Raw genomic sequence first — 17,528 nt, forward strand, 5'->3', positions numbered from 1 at the left:
AAACGAGCTTAATATTCCAGGTGATATTTACCATCTATTTTCTTGAATTTTTTTGTAAGTATAAAGAAGTTTGGAGCGAAAATATCTTATCAACCCCTATATTATGTGAACCTCAAACAATACAGTTTGAAAAGAGATTAATCAAATTGTATTATCTATATCATTCAAATGAATTTTCTGTCAAAATTAACATGACCAATTATTTAATTCAGTCATGTTATACAACTAATTTCACCTAACTTCGTAGTAGGTGTAAAAATATATAGTTAAATTTAACGTATAGACATATGATTATTATATATAATTTTGATTAATATGTTTAGCTAAAGTGTTTGAACTATCCCCACTTTCACTTCATTCTATAAAAGGGTAATCATTAATGATTACTGGAATTAAATTGTACCAAAGAAACTGAGATATAAATATATTTGCTTTTTTTCCATTTGGATTTTGTTAATACTTTATAAAAAGGGTTTAAAAAACTAGAAACTTATAGTATCATTAGGTTCCGGACCGAACCGTCCGGTTTATGATCTTATATAAATATATTTAGAAGGAGAACGTTATGCAGAGAGAAAAATCAAAAATTATAGGTAATTTAATTATGGGGGCAATACAGTGAACTTTATAAAAATGAATAAAAAAGAAATCATTATGCTCATAATCTTTACAATGTTTGTACCATTTCAAATTGGCTTGTACATATTATTTGGCATATCACTTTTAGCTAATGTCAATTTAGTTGAATCAGAATTTGTTCTTAGTGCCATCGGTTTTACTGTACCTGCTATTGTAGGAATCATTTTCTTTAGGAAAGAAATTATTGAAAGTTTTACTTATTTTAAAGAGAAGACAATTTTGAAAATAGTAAGTATTCCTATGGTAGTTTTATTTACGGTAATTGTGGAACAGTGTGTTATGCGTTTTCTAGCAACTGGTCAACCAGAGAACCAAGAGCAGCTCCTTGAAACGGGTGCGGAGGTACCTCTTGTATTTACATTGCTTGTATTTGGTATTCTGGGTCCAATACTTGAAGAAATTGTGTTTCGTCACATATTAATAAATCGTTTTTCTTACCATATTGGTACTGCTATTGCATCTATCATTTCGATTATGATTTTTACACTTCTTCATACGAACCAACTTTCGGATATTGCTATTTATTTACCTGGATCGTTGATACTTACTGCGGCTTATCTTATTTCTAAAAGATCCATTGCATATGTTATAGCGATACACATGTTAAACAATTGCCTTGGTTTCATTCTGTAAGAAACTAGACTTGTTTCTGGTGCCAAAAATACTTTTTCTATGGCATAAGAAAGCTAATCAAAAATTATAAGATATTAGGAGAGTGTCAGTCATGATTGTAACAACAACTTCTGGAATTCAAGGTAAAGAGATTATTGAGTATATTGATATTGTAAATGGTGAAGCTATTATGGGTGCAAATATTGTCCGCGATGTATTCGCTTCCGTTCGTGATGTTGTCGGTGGCCGTGTTGGTGCTTATGAAAGTAAGCTAAAAGACGCTCGTGATATTGCAATGGGCGAAATGAAAGAACTTGCAAAAGAAAAAGGTGCGAACGCTATCGTTGGTATTGACGTAGATTACGAAGTTGTTCGTGATGGAATGTTAATGGTTGCTGTCAGTGGTACAGCTGTACGTATATAAGTAAATAAAAAAAACGGTTCCCCTTGGAATTTATACTTTGAGGGGAAATCCTGGTTCTGTTGCAGATTTTAAAGAATAATAAGAGATGTTGATAAATCATTGTACGTCGAAAAACACAGTTTGAGTGTAAACTGTGTTTTTTTATATAGAGGCCCCATCCCATCACTATCAAGCTAAAATTTTTTAGTGCCTCCAGAACGAAATTTTGTATTAACTTGTAACAAAAAGTTCATTTTTATTTTGTTGATAATTCAGAATATTTCGGTTGATAGGTATGTGGCAGTACCCTGATACGGTACAAATTTTTTATAAACGGTTGTAAGATTCTACGTTTTTGACCATTCTGTACAACGATAACTTTGGTTTATTAATTTCGCCTGTAATCTGGTAGCCTATCCTCTGATACAATTTAATGGCAAGTTGATTCTCTTTCTTTACCGTCAGAGAGCATTTGGCAAAGCCTTGCAGGGAAGCTTGTTCCTCGGCAAACTTAAGTAGTCTGGTACCTATCCCTAGTCCTCGACTTTCGGGCAATAAGGCAATTGTTCCGATGTGAAACTCGTCATCTTCTCCCTCCTTCAAGGTAAACATGGAATAAAGCATTTTGATATTCAAAATGTTATAAATAACAAAACCCAGCTTTCGGAATGAAAGCAGCTGTTTAAAAGTGGACCAGGCAAGACGGTTTAAAACGGGTATGGGATAGCAAGTAATCATCCCTAAAGTTTTCCCGTCCATTTGAGCTTCATAAGCGTATTGATGACTAAAACGGTTGTTCTCCTGCCGCCAGAGCTTACAAAATGTCCCTTCGACTGTGTTCTTCTCCTCAGATCCTGCAAGTGGAAACGCCATGTATTCCAATGCCATTACATTTAACTGGGCGCCGACCATGGATTGATGAACAGCCTTTACAATAGAGATTTGATTCATTTCCCAGTCCTCCTTTTCGCTTTCTGTATTATTGATATTAATTATCATGGATTTGAATCAGTTCACTTACCTCTCAAATCATCCTTAGCTTTAAAACCATAATAAAATGTATTTAAAACAAGCTCTGCAGCAGATTTTTTAGCCACATTTCCTTCATGTACCTGTTCCCAAGTATGGAAAAGCAGAGCATAAAGCGTATTCAAAATCCATTCGCTGCTAACCGTTTGCTGAAAATAACCTCTTTGTTGTAACAGCTCAATAACGCGTCGTAAGGGTTCCCTCAGCTTCTCTTCTGCTTCACCTAATTCTTTGTTGTTAAATACAGATGCATCATGACCTAGAAAATAGATTTTGTCACCTAAAGGGATTAACGCTTCAATGAGTTCCGGGATATAGTTTTCGCTTCTTTCCTCATCCAGTGGAATCTGGTTTACAGTATCACTTACCAGTTGTATAGCCCGATGGCCTAAGAACAGCATCAATTTCTCCCTGCTTTCGACGTAGCGATGGAGTGTAGCAATTCCAATTCCCGCATATTCCGCAATTTCATTCATCGAAGCAGTAGGATTTTCAACAAGCAATATAGTAGCCGAATCAAGAATTGCATTAAATCTCGCTTCCTTCAACGCTGACAAGTCTTTCTTCATCGTCAATCTCTCCCTTTTTCTGTATAAATTCGTCATTTTTGATAGAAAAATATATCATTTGATATTATAATAAACAATCTCAAATAAAGTGTCCAGATGCTGAATGTAGCTTTTCAAAAAGAATTATATTACTGAAACTGATAGTACTTTGAATGTTTCATTTTTAGCATTTCATTATTTAGATAACGATGAAGAAATTAAATTATTTAATGTAATAAATACAAGAACCAAAGGAAATGGTTCGAATCGCTTTCTTAGTAGAGAAATTGATTACCTTATCTAGGTTTTTTAAACTATTTTTCATGACGCATTAATACTTATAGTAATTTTTCTACTTTTATTAAATCCGGTTGCACTTCATTTAATTACTGAATATTTTATAATGAAGCTTCTTTCTGCATAAAGTTATCGGTTTACTTTCAAATTCACTTCCGGGTATTTGGTCATCAGCCTTTTAAGGGTTGAGCCGTCATCCTTCTGTTTTACATACTGGTCAAAAAATGCCAGGCTGAATTCGTTGATAATACGATGAACTTCCTTTGGGTTTTCACCTGGGCTCTGCAACAGAGGGGAGAACAAATGTAAATCAGTGAGGCTTGTATGATCCGTATGAGGTATGACCATTGACATACCACCACCAGCTAACCCACGTCCATATCGCTCCCTCACTTCATAGGGATCTGCTTCATCAGGCTCTTCTGCACTCATGAGTAGAAATGGTTTTCCAATTCCACTTTCAGGAAAGATTTCTCCATACAATGTACCATCCATATTGATAGCTGCTTTGACACGAGAATCTTTTGCAAGTATTTGTGCTGCGGTAGCTCCACCGTAAGAGTGACCAAACATTCCAATTCGCGAAGTATCCATTCTTCCTGTAAAGAAGCCGATCTCATCGTTTTGATTAAGTTTCTCTATCTGATTAAGGACAAAGCTGACATCTTCCTCCCATAATTTTATGTGGCTATCCCCTTCATCAGTTAAATTGATGGGCTGTACGTAAGCAGTTCGACCATCTGGAAAGACGGTAGCTGCAGCATCAAAGGTATGATCGATACTTAGAACAATATATCCTTGACTAGCCAACTCCTCAACTTGAAACGTGTTTTGATTACGAAAACCATTAAAACCATGAGAGAAAAGTAATATGGGATAATGATTCTCTGAATCTGAGAGTTGTAAATCCATAAACGAATGAGATTTTACCAATTCCATGTGGCTGAATGCAAATGCAGGAATGGACAATGTTTTTTCCAATCCCTTGGAAAGCTCATTTATGTTACGAATATAAGGTTCTGGATCCCCTTTACTTTTTTCAGCTGTAGGATACCAAATTTGCACCATCAGTTCGCGCCGATCGGTTGGATTTTTCGAATATGGTTCATTTCTCTGATGATCAATCCAATGATATACCTTCGTACCGATCCTATGTGGGCCGGTTGGTTCTTCAAATGAAAATACTGGCATAAGTAAGGGTAGCGCCACTGCTACAGACAAATAGATACATAGCAACGAGGTCTTAACTATGAATATACCCCAACTTCTACAGCCCTTTTTCCGCCCAGTTAATAAATAGCATAAAATTAAGATAACTGGGGATACATATGCCGGAATCATCTGCCACCTAAAACCTTCTGCCAATAACTGAACTGTAACCATTACAACGGCAATCAAAGTAGCTAATTTAGACCACTTTTTCGTTTCTCTGCCTATTAACAGTATCCAACTCAATAGACTAAAATTCACTACTATCAAAACAACTTCCCAGAAATTCATTGGCCTATCTCCTTTGAATGTATTTTACTTCTAATTAAAGAGGTAGTTTTCAGCCTAAGCAAAAGCAGATGAACCCCCTATATAGTTGCACCAATTATGCTTAGTAACCGTTTCATCCACTCTACTCCTTTCTTCAAATTAAAAACTTAAAATGCCCAGCTACCTTTACGGAAAATTGGTTCTACAGTTCCATCTGGTAGAATACCGTCGATGTCCATCTCACTGCTGCCAATCATAAAATCCTCATGTGTTACTGAAATATTTGCACCTAACGTTTCAAGCTGATCGTTTTCTAAATCTCTTCCATCCTCTAAGCAAGTTGGATAAGCTTTACCAATCGCTAAATGGTTCGATGCATTTTCATCAAACAATGTATTAAAATATAAAATTCCCGATGCTGAAATTGGTGATTCATTTGGTACAAGTGCTATCTCACCTAAATAGCACGAGCCTTCATCCACATTAATAAGCTCCTGTAATAAATCATGTCCTACCTGTGCTTCAGCTTTAACAATTTTTCCTTCTTCAAATGTCAGTTTAAAGCCGTCGATAATATTCCCTTGATAAACTAATGGTTTTGTATTGCTTACATAGCCATTTACACCTTGTTTCATCGGTAACGTATAAACCTCTTCGGTCGGCATATTAGCCATAAAGATAGTATCATCAGGAGTTTTACCACCTCCAGTAATCCATTTATGCTGTGGTGCTAATGCAATTGTTAAATCAGTACCTGGCGCTGTATAGTGAAGCTTTATATATTTTTTATTGTTCAGTAGGACCGCACGAGATTCTAAATTTTTTACATGTTCACGCCATTTTTCAATAGCACTGCCTTCACCAATACGAACAGCTTTAAAAATAGCCTCCCATAATGCTGGTACTTGATCCTCAGCTGCTAAATCCGGGAACACCTTCGATGCCCACTTTGGTGAAGGAACTGCTACCATAGACCAAGCTACTGAATCCTTCATTACGGCGTTGCGATTGTTGCTCAGAGCAGCTCCTGCTACCTTTTGATAGGTAGCTAGACGATTAGATGAAATACCTGTAAATTTATCAGGATCTGTAGCATCTATCATTAATAATGCTCCTTTACATTCGATCAGCTCATCATTCATTTTGACTATCCACTCTGGGAAGCGATTAAATTCTTCATCTGAGGCATAATCAAAGTAAGCACGTTCCATTTCTTCATCCGAGAAATTAACATGAACACGCCCTGCCCCAGCCTTATAAGCCTCTTTCACAACTATACGGGCGAAATCCAATGCATCCACTGATGTATTGACTAATAAGTATTGCCCTGGTTGAATATTCACACCGATTTTCACCGTAAGTTCTGCATATGCTTGTAATTTTTCTTCAAAAGTCATATTATTTACCTCACTTTTATCAAATTGGTTTTGAATTCCCATCACTAACTTGCTTTCATACCATACTTTCTGAACAGGTTTTCTCAGAATTTTTCTTGCCTATTTTTTATGTTTTTCATCAAGACATGATAACAACTAATGGCTATTTTCTACTACTCATATATTTAATTTCTAAACTTTGATTCAATTAATATTGGTTTGTTTTTAAAAAAAATCTAATCAAAGGGCATCAAACACTACATAAAGTTATAGAGTTCTTTATTGTGAAAGCTCACTCATTTCTTCCCAATCTTTTCAATGTGGTTGCACCTAAAGGCTTACCATCAATGGGGCGTTTAACATTCTCAATCACTCCTTTATCTTTACAAAAGCATTTTTGATAGATAAATATATCATTTGACATAAGATTAAATCATTTTAAACGAATTATCAAGCCGTAAAATTTAATTTTTAAAAAATTCGGTAAAAAACCTATGTGAAAATGGATTCTATCAAAGGGAGCGATAACAAAAAGATTTTTTATACACACATGGATAAAACACATGAAAACTTATATATAAAATTACAAGTTCAACTCTCACAAAAAAACGGAATAAAAATAAACAGCGGAACTAGCCCACTGTTTACTTTGCCACACCTTCATGTAATTTTTCTGTATAATCCTTTACATCTTTCCAGCTATCTTTCGCTGTATGTAAATCTTCTTTTATAAACGTAAACTCTTCCGGACTAATTCCTTTTACGTTTTGTAGTAAATTATTATATTTTGCACCTACTGTATACCATTGGTTTGATATGTTTTGTAGTGCTGTAATTGCTGCATCAATTGTTTCCGTCATGTTTGTTGTTTTATTTTTTACATCAGTCAAAATTACGATTTCTGCTTGTGCTCCTGAAATTCTATCTTTTAAATTAGCTATCTCTCTTTCTGCATTTGCGATATCTTTTTTTGCAACCGCAATCATCGGCCCGCCAGCAAGACATGTTATTAGCGCTACGCAAAGTACGCCACCAGCAATGACCATATCATTACTCTTTTTAATCGAATCGTTATATGTATTTATTTGTTGCTCTAGAGCTGGAATACCAGCATTCGTACTTGCCAATATCGCTGTTAACTGATTTGTATCCTCTTTGAAACTATTTGTATCTTTCGCCATTCTATCGCGAAAAGCTTTCAAATTTCCTAATAATCCATCTACCTCATTTTGATTCTTTACAATATCCGCATACAACTTTTCTAAATCCGCTTTTAATTTTCCGCTATCCTTTTGGTCAATCGCTATTAACATGTCGTTATAATACGATTGAAAAGTATTATTGTAATTTATAATATTTTGATCCGTTTTCATAATTTGAGGCTTCATATTATTTAACCAATATGCTGCATTAATTTTTGCATCTCTTTGATGCTGAATCATATTCCCTTTAAATTCACTATTAATCGAACTTATTTTACTTAAATCCGTCTCTTGTTGATTTTGAATTAATTTTGCATATGAATCCATTGCAAATATACTCGATGTCGTTTGTGCCATTACATCTTGGAATCCAGCTGGTCCAAGAGAATAGTTTTTCACATTTTCTTGTAGTACCTTTACATTTTGTTCTGCTGCAAAAGGATGTAAAGGAGATACGTTACTCGTTGCCACCCCAGCAATCATTACCGCTAAAAGACATTTTTTATAAAATCTTTTCTGCATACTTTTCACCTATTTTCTTTATAAGAGTATAAAAAGCTCCTGCTCACAACTGAACAGGAGCTTCAAATCATTCATCAACACTTAACGCTCTAACGATTCGTATTCAATTATGCTTTTTTCGTATCTACTACTTTAATATCTTCAGCATAAATCTTTTCTGCATAGTCTTTAATATTTTTCCAGCTATCTTTCGCAATGTTTAAATCTTCTTTAATGAAAACAAGGTCGTTTGGACTAATTGAATCCACATTTTGAAGTAAAGAATTATATTTTGATCCCATTGTGTACCATTGGTTTGAAATATTTTGTAACGCTGTAATTGCAGTATCAATTGTATTTGTTAAATACTCTGTTTGTGTTTTAATGTTCGTTAATCCAGCTACTTCTAATTGCGCAGTTGTAACTTGTCCTGTTATCTTTTGAATTTCTGCTTGTGCATTATCAAGCTCTTTCTTCGCTAATACGATTCCAGCTGTACCACCGCCTACAGCTGCTGCACCACCTGCAATTAATGCTACTCCTAGCGGTGTTCCTGCGCCCGTAGCAATAACTACTGCACCACCGATAATTGCAATTGGTCCTAGAGCTGTCGCAACAGATGAACCGATAATAATTGCATTATATTTACTAATTGCTTCATTGTACGTTGTAATTTGATTTTGTAATAGCGGAATTCCTGCATCTTGACTAGCTAATATAGATGTAATTTGATTTGCATCACCCTTGAAGTTTTGCGTATCCGAAGTCATTTTATTTCGGAATTTCTTCAAGTCTTCTACTAACTGATCCACTTGTGCTTTATTTTCATTAATACTACTTGATAATCTAGTTAAGCCTTTCGTAAGAGTCGCTTTATCCTTTGCATCAACTGCAGCAACTAAAGTATCATAATAGTTTTGGAATTTCGTATTGTAGTTAATGATATTTTGATTCGTTGAAATAAGCTGTGGTTTTAATACATCTAACCATTGCTTCGCATTTCCTCTAGCTGTATCTTGGTGCTGAATTACTTTCCCTTTTAAAGCCGCATCAACAGACGATACATTTCCAAAGTTAACATTACCTTGTTTAATAATTGTTAAAGCGTACAGATCCATTACTAAAGCATTTGAACCTGTTCTTTCCATTGCATCTTTTAGGCCTTCTGGTCCTAATGAATATTCTTCATAGTCATTATAAGCTTTTGCTACCGCATGAACTGGAGCTTGTTTCACTGTACTTTCAGCTGCATACGTATGAGCCGGCATAATATTTCCTGCTGCAAATACTGCCATAAGTGCTGATAGAGCCATTACTTTATAAGGTTTTTTTGTCATTTTTCTTCTCTCCCTATATCGCTAATTATTTTTCTGTTTAATGTACTTCAACGTTTGTAACGTAATCTTCAAATTGATTTGTTTGCTTATTCATTTCATCACTTACTTTTTTAATTTGATTGAAATGTTTTTGAAGTAAACTACTGTCTGTATACGTGCCTTCTTCGACATTTGTTTGAATTTGAATCATATTATTATTTAAAACTTTCCAATCCGTTAATAACGTTTCTAAAGTTGTAATTTGACGATCAATTAATTCTGTAAAGCTATTTACTTGATCTTCAACGAATGTAATTTGAGTCGCCTCTGCTTCAGTTTGTGATAACTTTTGAATAAGTGGCAATAACTCCTTTTGCTTTTGTTGAATGCGAAGAGCTGCTTCCCTCGTTTGACTATCTGCAGCATTTACAATTTCATTACTTAAAGTACCGATAGAAACAAAATCGATTGTTTTCGTTTGTGCAGTTTGATTTGTGATTGTAAATACTTGTTTACCAATATTAATAGAACCTTTAATGATTTCTTGAGGTCTATTCAAAATAGTAGTTAATTCAGCTTGAATTTCACCTTGAATTCTTTTAATATCTTCTCTTAATTTCACAATATCTCCACTTGATCCTTGCAGTGTTTTTATTGCTTCATCGGCTTTAATTGATAAGTTGTTACTATCTTTGTCTAATACTGTTTTAAATCGATTTAACTCTAATAAATCTTGCTCCATACTCTCTTGTATGCTTTGTACTTGCAATTGTAATTTTCCATATGCACTCATAAAATCTGCTTTTGCTTGCTGATCTTCATTTACGTTTCCTGCTAATTCATAGAGCTTACTATAATAGCTATTAAATCTAGTGCTGTATCTCATCATCTCTTGATTTAAGTCAATTAGCTTCGGATTATATTCATCAATCCATTCTCGTACATTCGCCTTTGCAAACTTTTGATGATTCGTTAAGCTACTCATCGCATTTACCTTAATATCTGGCTGTTGTAAAATAATTAATCCGTATGCTTGAATAAGCGGTGATTGTGATCCTAACATTCTAATTGAATTGGATAATGTATTTGGAGCAATTACATTTTGTGCATATACTGTTTTCACTTCCGTTTGCCCCTCCTTAGCGTAAGCGCTTACAGGAATGAAGCAACTCGTAGATACTGCTGTAACCAATAACCCTGTAATTAAAGTCTTTTTCACTTTAACTCCTCCTATGTATTAGCAACTATTACTATCGCATTTTATTATTCTATTTTCTTACCTATAATTTGAGATGGTTAAAATAGAGAACGTTCTCACCGCGATCCATGTACGAACCACCTCTCTCGTATTGCTACAGTACTTACTTATCATCACAAAACATTTTATTATTTTTCATATGTGTTTAGTATGAATAATATTGTATAAATTTTCTATTTCATCGAAATCCCCACATTCACACAGTGAATATATTACATAAAAATATTATTCATTTTAAACTAAACAACATACGTAAATATGAAATTTCGTTTTGTTTTCATATATGTTTTGTACTGTAAGGTCATTTAAACACAGCTGTTTATATAACGTAAAGAAGTATTTTCATTCCCTTTATTTTCAAGCTTTCGTGTCCTTATTTCAAAATATAATCCGATTCACTTTATAGATTGAAATATCTACATATCACAACAGAAAACACTACTTGAAAATAACTGATAAAATTATATAAATATAATTTTCGAGCCCATATGCAATTATGCATAGCATATACACAAAAAGGATAGCTTCATTTTCACGAAGCTATCCTAAAAAAATCTTCTTATTTTTTCAAATGATATGGAACTGTCGTAATAACAACATTTCTTTTATAAAGTAAATACGCACGTATGAGTAAACTGGATTGATTATGAAGAATGTTATGCCAACCTTTTTTTGGAATGAACTGTGGTATAACGACCGTAACGCGGTAATTCGATTCACTTGCCTTATATTGCACTGTATCGATGAACTTCGTTAGCGGCTGGATAATACTTCTATAATGAGAATGTAATGTAACAAGCCTAACTTCAGGTTGCCACTTTTTCCATTTCTCTTCAAATTTCTTTTCCTCTTCCCTGTCAAAAGCAACATATACAGCAATAACTTGATCTGCCGAAAGAGCCTTAGCATAGTTCAATGAATTTTCTACTACGTGAGTCATACCAGCTACCGGAACGACGATTACATTTCCCTTAATCGGAACAAGTGGTTCACAAGTTTTTAAACTTAACTGATCACCTACCGCATCATAGTGCTTCTTAATTCTGTGGAATAAGAATATGATTGCAGGTAAGAAAATAAGTATCGACCAAACTTGTGCAAATTTAGTTAAAAAGAACATGCTCATTACGATAAAACTAATAACTGCACCAATTAAATTAACCGTTAATCTTAAAGCCCATCCTTCAGGTTTTTCCCGAAGCCATTTTAATACCATCCCTGTTTGAGAAAGTGTAAATGGAATAAATACACCTACTGCATATAGTGGAATTAAATGTTCTGTTTGTCCTTGGAAAGCTACAATTAAAATAATCGAAGCAACTCCAAGTATAATAATACCGTTTGAGTAACCTAAACGGTCTCCTCTAATCGTAAACATTCTCGGTATGAATTTATCTTTTGCAAGGTTAACCGCTAATAAAGGAAATGCAGAATAGCCTGTATTAGCAGCGAGAATTAATATTAAAGCTGTTGTACCTTGTATGAAATAGTACATGAAATTACGTCCAAATGTTTGTTCAGCAATTTGAGAAACAACTGTTACTTCTTTACTCGGAGTCACTCCGTAATAATAAGCTAAAAATACAATTCCTGAAAATAACACAGCAAGTAATGCACCCATTGCAAGCAATGTTTTTGCAGCATTGTTTGGCGCAGGATCTTTAAAGTTCGGAATTGCATTTGAAATTGCTTCAACACCTGTTAAAGCAGAACTACCTGATGCAAATGCTCTTAGTAATAAAAATAAACTAATTCCTGCAACTGGTGTTCCAATCGGCGCATGTAAAGTAGGTGAAACATGACCAGTTAAAATATTATATATGCCCACACCAATTAATATAAATAGTGCTAAAACGAATAAATAAACAGGATATGCTAGCACGGAAGCTGATTCCGTTACTCCTCTTAAATTTAATATCGTAATTAATATAACAAATATAACCGCAATAATTACGTTATGTGCATGTAAGCTAGGAAACGCAGAAGTAATTGCATCTGTACCCGCGGACACACTTACCGCAACAGTTAAAATATAGTCAACTAATAAAGATCCTCCAGCAATTAAGCCTGGATTCATCCCTAAATTTTCTTTTGATACAACATACGCTCCCCCGCCATGCGGATAAGCAAAAATAATTTGACGATAAGATAAAATAAGGGCTGTCAATAATACTAATACCCCAACAGCGATCGGAATGGAATACCAATAGGCGATCGCTCCAACACCTGCTAAAGCAATTAAAATTTGCTCTGGACCGTAAGCAACTGATGACAATGCGTCAGAAGATAAAATAGCTAAAGCTTTCGTTTTATTAAGCTTTTGTTCTCCAAGCTCCGTTGATTTTAACGGTCTTCCAATTAAAAATCTTTTAATAGATGAAACCAATGCTGTCCACTCTCCAATAATTTTGTACGAACTTTTCTGCTTGTTACAGCCAGTAAACTATTTCTTCAGAAAACAAAAAATGTCTACAAGCCATAGCGAAATAGACTTGTAGACATTATTTTTTTTGTCGCACAAGCTCCACCTTCCTTCTCAATATAACGCTTACGAGGTTAGCTGTCGGATTCGGGCCTATGAGTAGCCCTACCTTTTTCAAGGATTCACCCCATCGGATTATGTACTAATCCGTAAAAACGGGTCCCCCGTACCATGCGGTTTCAGCGATTTAGAAAATTGAAACTGTGGATTATAATACTCCTTTATTTTCAAAAAGTAAACAAAAATTTTTAATAAGAAAAAAATTAAAATGATTGCGCATAATCCGCTGAGAAATATACATAATGAATACTAAAAAATCCACAAAGGAGACCCATATGTCTAAAGAAAAGAAGCCTATTTTTTCCGATTCATATTTAGATGCAGTAGCAAATGAAATTAATCAGTTATATGGTAAACGTGAACAGGAAATAAATTTGACAGATAGAACGAAAAGAAATAAATGATTTGTCATACAAAAAAATAAAAAAGATAGCAATACACTTATATATTGCTATCTTTTTTATTTTTTCATACATCTAATTCTATTACAGATTTGTTAAAGGTCATCTCTTCATACACCTTTAAATTTTGATATATAGTTCCTAATAATGGTGCCGGTATAGAAAATTTCTCTGCTACATCCAGTAAATATCCTTGCAAGTGCTTCCCTTCAATAAATGAACCCTTTTCCATATCACGCTGCATCGATGACTTCATATCATACGAAATTTTATCAATCGTTTTCATATGTTCCTGGGCAATATTTTCCTTTACTGGAGCTCCTAATACTCTCATGATTTGTACAGATTCCTCAAACACATTACGGATAAAATCACGGCCGCCTTCACTTTCACGGATTGGTCCAATTGGTGCACGCATTAACGTTGTCACACCTGACATTACAGTAATAAATAAATATTTATGCCACATATCTTGCGTAATATTTTCACTTAAAACAAAACTAGACTTCGTACCTGCAAATGCTTTAGAAATATGCTTTACTCTCTCTGAATTTTGAGACTTAATTTCTCCAAACACAAGTCTGTTGGCAACACTAGTTTGTACAATTTCTCCTTGATCGTTTAACGTCGTCTCGATAAAGCATAAACCGCCAATTACTTTTTCTTCGCCGAATTCTTTTTGTAGTAGTGATAAATGAGCGATACCATTTAACAATGGAATGATTACAGTATTTTCGCCAACAAACGGCTTCAAATCTTGAATAGCCTCGTTTAAGTGATACGCTTTTGTTGAAAATAAAATGACATCAAATGGAGAAGTTCTCTCTTCTTTCGTTATTAATTTCGGTTGGAAGGAAAAATCCCCGTTAACACTTCGGATTACAAGTCCTCTTTCCTCTAATTGTTTTTTCCGTTTACTACGAACAAGAAATGTAACATCTTCTCCCTTTTCGACTAATCTGCCACCAAAAAACCCTCCGACTCCACCAGCGCCTAATACTAAAATCCGCATACAGCATCCCCCTTTTCAAAATACAATTTTACAACTTTTAGTATACATAACATTATACATGTCCTCTGCTAAATAAGCTGAATTTTCACTCTCAATTGAGTATAAAACAGTGGTTATTTTCAAATAAATTTGGGCATGTTGTTTCTATAGCATATATGGAAAGGAAACAATGTAGATGGAGGCAATACAAACAATTGAGGAAAAAGGTGTAGCAACAGCTATATTCCAATTTATATTCCCGTTTTCGTTTAAAACTGGATATGAACAAAATATGTTCCCTTTCTTACAAAAAAACGATTTTCGTCCTTTTCGGCTCGATCATCTCGATGATGAAAATACATATTATGGGGAGTTTAAAGTTTCACATCAAAATATGGAAGCATACTATCTCTCATTTACAAATAAAATTCTCTTTCCTCACTCAGAGCATCAAAAGGGCTTGCAACGTTATTCAAAAGATCTTAACTTAACTGGACATTTAACAACAAACCTTATTTCAATTCCATTCAAGATACACTCTATTGATGTAACACTTTGTCCTTATGAACTTGGCTTCTTAACAATTCGAACAGAAGTAAACACTGCTCCAAACATGACTTTATCTGAAGCAATCGAATTCGCAGATCGCTTCCGTGTACTTGAAACTAAAACTGATACAAATGAGTCTATTTGTATTGAATGTAACGGAAAAAAGTATTCCCAAGTTGAAAAATTCATTTTTGGTTATTTATTTCATGGCGTAACTGATTTCTTTGAAAAGAAGAGATTAAGAAGTTCATACTTTCAAACCTTCCCTTTCTTTGAAGACCAGAGAATGTACGTCCAAACTTTATTGTCACTAAAAGAAGGTATGGAACTTAATGAAGTGGATGTTTATCGTACTTCCAGTCTTTCCGGATTAACAAGTGATGGTAAGCCATATGTGAGTGCAAGTAACCTTCCTTACATTCATAACTATTTAAAAAAACACGCTTACCAGAGATGGGCTCCAAATCGTTATTTCATTATGGAAGAACATATTTTTACATGTGTAACAAATGAAGGAGAACGCGAAATCGATAAACTTGCTAGTCAAATGTACGGAGAATTTTATTACGCTTTATTATTAAACCTATTCCATAAAATTGTTTTATTAAAAATGGCAAACGCCTATGCTGAGCTAAATATTGAACAAGATACTAATGAAATAGAGAAATTAATTTATTCGATTAATTCGTTCACTGCTAATTATTTTTCTTTAGAATTAGTATCTCAATCACAAAGTGAAGATATTTTCTTCCGCTTAAGAAAACTTTTTAATATTGAGGTTTTATACTCGAACGCGAAACAAAATCTTGATAGTTTGTTTAAATATCAAGAAAATGTCGCCTCAAAAAAAGATAGTCTCTTATTATTAATTTTAACGCTCTACTCTGTAGTAGGCCAAATGTTAGGGTTTACTATGATCGATCTTCTAAGAAACACCGATTCAAACAAAATATCGTCACCTCTTGAATTTTTCGCTCTATTAATTGCGATTAGCGGCATTGTCATTTCACTTATTTTAGGGGCTCAAGGGTTATACCAATGGGCTGTGCAGCACAAAAGAAGAAAAGCATGGGTAAAACAAACTGTACTGTCTGCTGTAAAAGAAAAAGAGGATAAAAATTAAAGAAGGTTATTTCCAAATATGTGGTATGCTGCAGTAAATGAAATTTTTATCAGCGATTTTTCAAATATATCGAATTACCGACAAATGACAGAACCGTATAACAAAAAAGGTACTCCAAAATAAAGCTTGGAGTACCTTTTTATTATACGAATTCAGCTTACTTCCCTGCTTCGATTTTCTCTAATGCAGCAGCTACTTGCTCTTCCGTTAATTCATGTTGTATTACGTAGCGGTTACGTGGACTTACACGACATTTATGAGAACATGCACGTAAATATTTCGCTTCGTTTTCTTCAGAACATAAAATTTTCTTATTACATTCTGGATTTGAACAGTTTACATAGCGCTCACATGGTTCACCTGTAAAGTGGTCTTTACCAACGATAACATGTTCTTTTTGATTTACTGGTACAGCGATACGCTCATCAAACACGTAACATTGTCCATCCCAAAGCTCACCTTGTACTTCTGAGTCTTTTCCGTACGTTACAATTCCGCCGTGAAGCTGACTTACATCTTCATAACCTTCACGAACTAACCAACCTGAGAATTTCTCACAACGAATTCCGCCTGTACAATAAGTTAAAATCTTTTTACCTTCAAGTGTTTCTTTGTTTTCTCTAATCCAATCTGGTAATTCACGGAATGATTCAATATCAGGTTTAATCGCACCTTTGAAGTGTCCTAAATCAAATTCATAATCATTTCGTGCATCAATGATAACTGTATCTTCTTGTTTCATTGCCTCATAAAAATCTTTTGGCTCTAAATACTTCCCAGTTATTTCGTGTGGGTTAATGTCATCTTCTAGACGAAGTGTAACTAATTCTGGACGAGGACGTACGTGCATTTTCTTGAATGCATGCCCTTCTTCTTCATCTATTTTAAATACGATACCATCAAAACGTGGATCATTGTTCATTGCTTCCATGTATTTTTCTGTTTGCTCTACAGTTCCAGAACAAGTTCCGTTAATACCTTCTTTTGCTACAAGAATTCTTCCTTTTAATTCAAGTGAATTACAAAATTCTAAATGCTCTGCCGCGAATTCTTCTGGATTTTCAATTGTTGTGTACATGTAATATAGTAATACTCTGTATGGTTTTGTAGTTGCCAATGTATTTCTACCACCTATCTAATTTTTAAAATCATGTATAAGTTAACGTTCATATCAAAACATATATAATAAGAAAATGAATCCCATTTTCTTTTCTTTATACTATTTTCTATCAGTTAACAAAAATAAAAAAACAAGATTACAC

Annotated in this window: 14 protein-coding genes and 1 riboswitch; of the genes, 4 read left to right on the forward strand and 10 right to left on the reverse strand. The window is 34.2% G+C overall.

Annotation, left to right across the window (positions count from 1 at the left end):
* Positions 1 to 618: 618 nt before the first annotated feature.
* Together N2V92_RS25705 and N2V92_RS25710 are read left to right on the forward strand one after the other, a co-directional pair.
* Positions 619 to 1,272, forward strand: a complete 654-nt coding sequence (locus tag N2V92_RS25705) for a CPBP family intramembrane glutamic endopeptidase (protein WP_001009305.1) — start codon at positions 619 to 621, stop codon at positions 1,270 to 1,272.
* Positions 1,273 to 1,363: 91 nt separating this feature from the next.
* Positions 1,364 to 1,675 (forward strand): heavy metal-binding domain-containing protein, encoded by a 312-nt coding sequence (locus N2V92_RS25710; RefSeq protein ID WP_000637518.1) that lies wholly within the window; start codon positions 1,364 to 1,366, stop codon positions 1,673 to 1,675.
* A gap of 306 nt (positions 1,676 to 1,981) precedes the next feature.
* On the opposite strand, the gene N2V92_RS25715 is transcribed toward N2V92_RS25710, so the two are convergent.
* The 8 genes from N2V92_RS25715 to N2V92_RS25750 all read right to left on the reverse strand — a co-directional run bounded on the left by N2V92_RS25715 (position 1,982) and on the right by N2V92_RS25750 (position 13,046).
* Positions 1,982 to 2,605, reverse strand: a complete 624-nt coding sequence (locus N2V92_RS25715; protein ID WP_001071938.1) for a GNAT family N-acetyltransferase — start codon at positions 2,603 to 2,605, stop codon at positions 1,982 to 1,984.
* A 62-nt stretch (positions 2,606 to 2,667) separates the two neighbouring features.
* The gene (locus N2V92_RS25720; RefSeq protein WP_000710979.1) at positions 2,668 to 3,252 is read right to left on the reverse strand and encodes a TetR/AcrR family transcriptional regulator; all 585 of its coding nucleotides are present in this window, start codon (positions 3,250 to 3,252) and stop codon (positions 2,668 to 2,670) included.
* A gap of 405 nt (positions 3,253 to 3,657) precedes the next feature.
* Positions 3,658 to 5,028 carry an alpha/beta hydrolase family protein gene (locus N2V92_RS25725; RefSeq protein ID WP_001012299.1) on the reverse strand — a complete coding sequence of 457 codons (1,371 nt, stop codon included), beginning with the start codon at positions 5,026 to 5,028 and terminating at the stop codon, positions 3,658 to 3,660.
* 146 nt (positions 5,029 to 5,174) lie between these two features.
* Positions 5,175 to 6,404 (reverse strand): aminopeptidase, encoded by a 1,230-nt coding sequence (locus N2V92_RS25730; RefSeq protein WP_000141970.1) that lies wholly within the window; start codon positions 6,402 to 6,404, stop codon positions 5,175 to 5,177.
* 623 nt (positions 6,405 to 7,027) lie between these two features.
* Positions 7,028 to 8,107: a non-hemolytic enterotoxin NHE subunit C gene (gene nheC / locus N2V92_RS25735; protein WP_001171999.1), complete on the reverse strand. Its 1,080-nt coding sequence runs from the start codon at positions 8,105 to 8,107 to the stop codon at positions 7,028 to 7,030.
* A 107-nt stretch (positions 8,108 to 8,214) separates the two neighbouring features.
* Positions 8,215 to 9,423 carry a non-hemolytic enterotoxin NHE subunit B gene (nheB, locus tag N2V92_RS25740; protein ID WP_000162968.1) on the reverse strand — a complete coding sequence of 403 codons (1,209 nt, stop codon included), beginning with the start codon at positions 9,421 to 9,423 and terminating at the stop codon, positions 8,215 to 8,217.
* 37 nt (positions 9,424 to 9,460) lie between these two features.
* Entirely contained in the window at positions 9,461 to 10,621 is a 1,161-nt protein-coding gene (gene nheA, locus N2V92_RS25745) for a non-hemolytic enterotoxin NHE subunit A (protein ID WP_000751828.1), read from the reverse strand.
* 598 nt (positions 10,622 to 11,219) lie between these two features.
* The gene (locus tag N2V92_RS25750) at positions 11,220 to 13,046 is read right to left on the reverse strand and encodes an APC family permease (protein ID WP_000254886.1); all 1,827 of its coding nucleotides are present in this window, start codon (positions 13,044 to 13,046) and stop codon (positions 11,220 to 11,222) included.
* 144 nt (positions 13,047 to 13,190) lie between these two features.
* Positions 13,191 to 13,337, reverse strand: a riboswitch (cyclic di-AMP (ydaO/yuaA leader).
* Positions 13,338 to 13,477: 140 nt separating this feature from the next.
* Between N2V92_RS25750 and N2V92_RS25755 the strand changes: the two genes are divergently transcribed.
* Positions 13,478 to 13,606, forward strand: a complete 129-nt coding sequence (locus N2V92_RS25755) for a hypothetical protein (RefSeq protein WP_000031873.1) — start codon at positions 13,478 to 13,480, stop codon at positions 13,604 to 13,606.
* Positions 13,607 to 13,670: 64 nt separating this feature from the next.
* Here the strand turns inward: N2V92_RS25755 and panE are convergent, their stop codons facing one another.
* Positions 13,671 to 14,615 carry a 2-dehydropantoate 2-reductase gene (gene panE, locus N2V92_RS25760; RefSeq protein WP_016077864.1) on the reverse strand — a complete coding sequence of 315 codons (945 nt, stop codon included), beginning with the start codon at positions 14,613 to 14,615 and terminating at the stop codon, positions 13,671 to 13,673.
* A 175-nt stretch (positions 14,616 to 14,790) separates the two neighbouring features.
* Between panE and N2V92_RS25765 the strand changes: the two genes are divergently transcribed.
* Positions 14,791 to 16,266 carry a hypothetical protein gene (locus N2V92_RS25765; RefSeq protein WP_000387459.1) on the forward strand — a complete coding sequence of 492 codons (1,476 nt, stop codon included), beginning with the start codon at positions 14,791 to 14,793 and terminating at the stop codon, positions 16,264 to 16,266.
* A 157-nt stretch (positions 16,267 to 16,423) separates the two neighbouring features.
* Here the strand turns inward: N2V92_RS25765 and trhO are convergent, their stop codons facing one another.
* Positions 16,424 to 17,383 carry an oxygen-dependent tRNA uridine(34) hydroxylase TrhO gene (gene trhO / locus N2V92_RS25770; RefSeq protein WP_016077865.1) on the reverse strand — a complete coding sequence of 320 codons (960 nt, stop codon included), beginning with the start codon at positions 17,381 to 17,383 and terminating at the stop codon, positions 16,424 to 16,426.
* Between the last annotated feature and the right edge of the window lie 145 nt (positions 17,384 to 17,528).

It is taken from the genome of Bacillus sp. CH_48, from assembly GCF_038008465.1.
Taxonomy (GTDB): Bacteria; Bacillota; Bacilli; order Bacillales; family Bacillaceae_G; genus Bacillus_A; species Bacillus_A thuringiensis_S.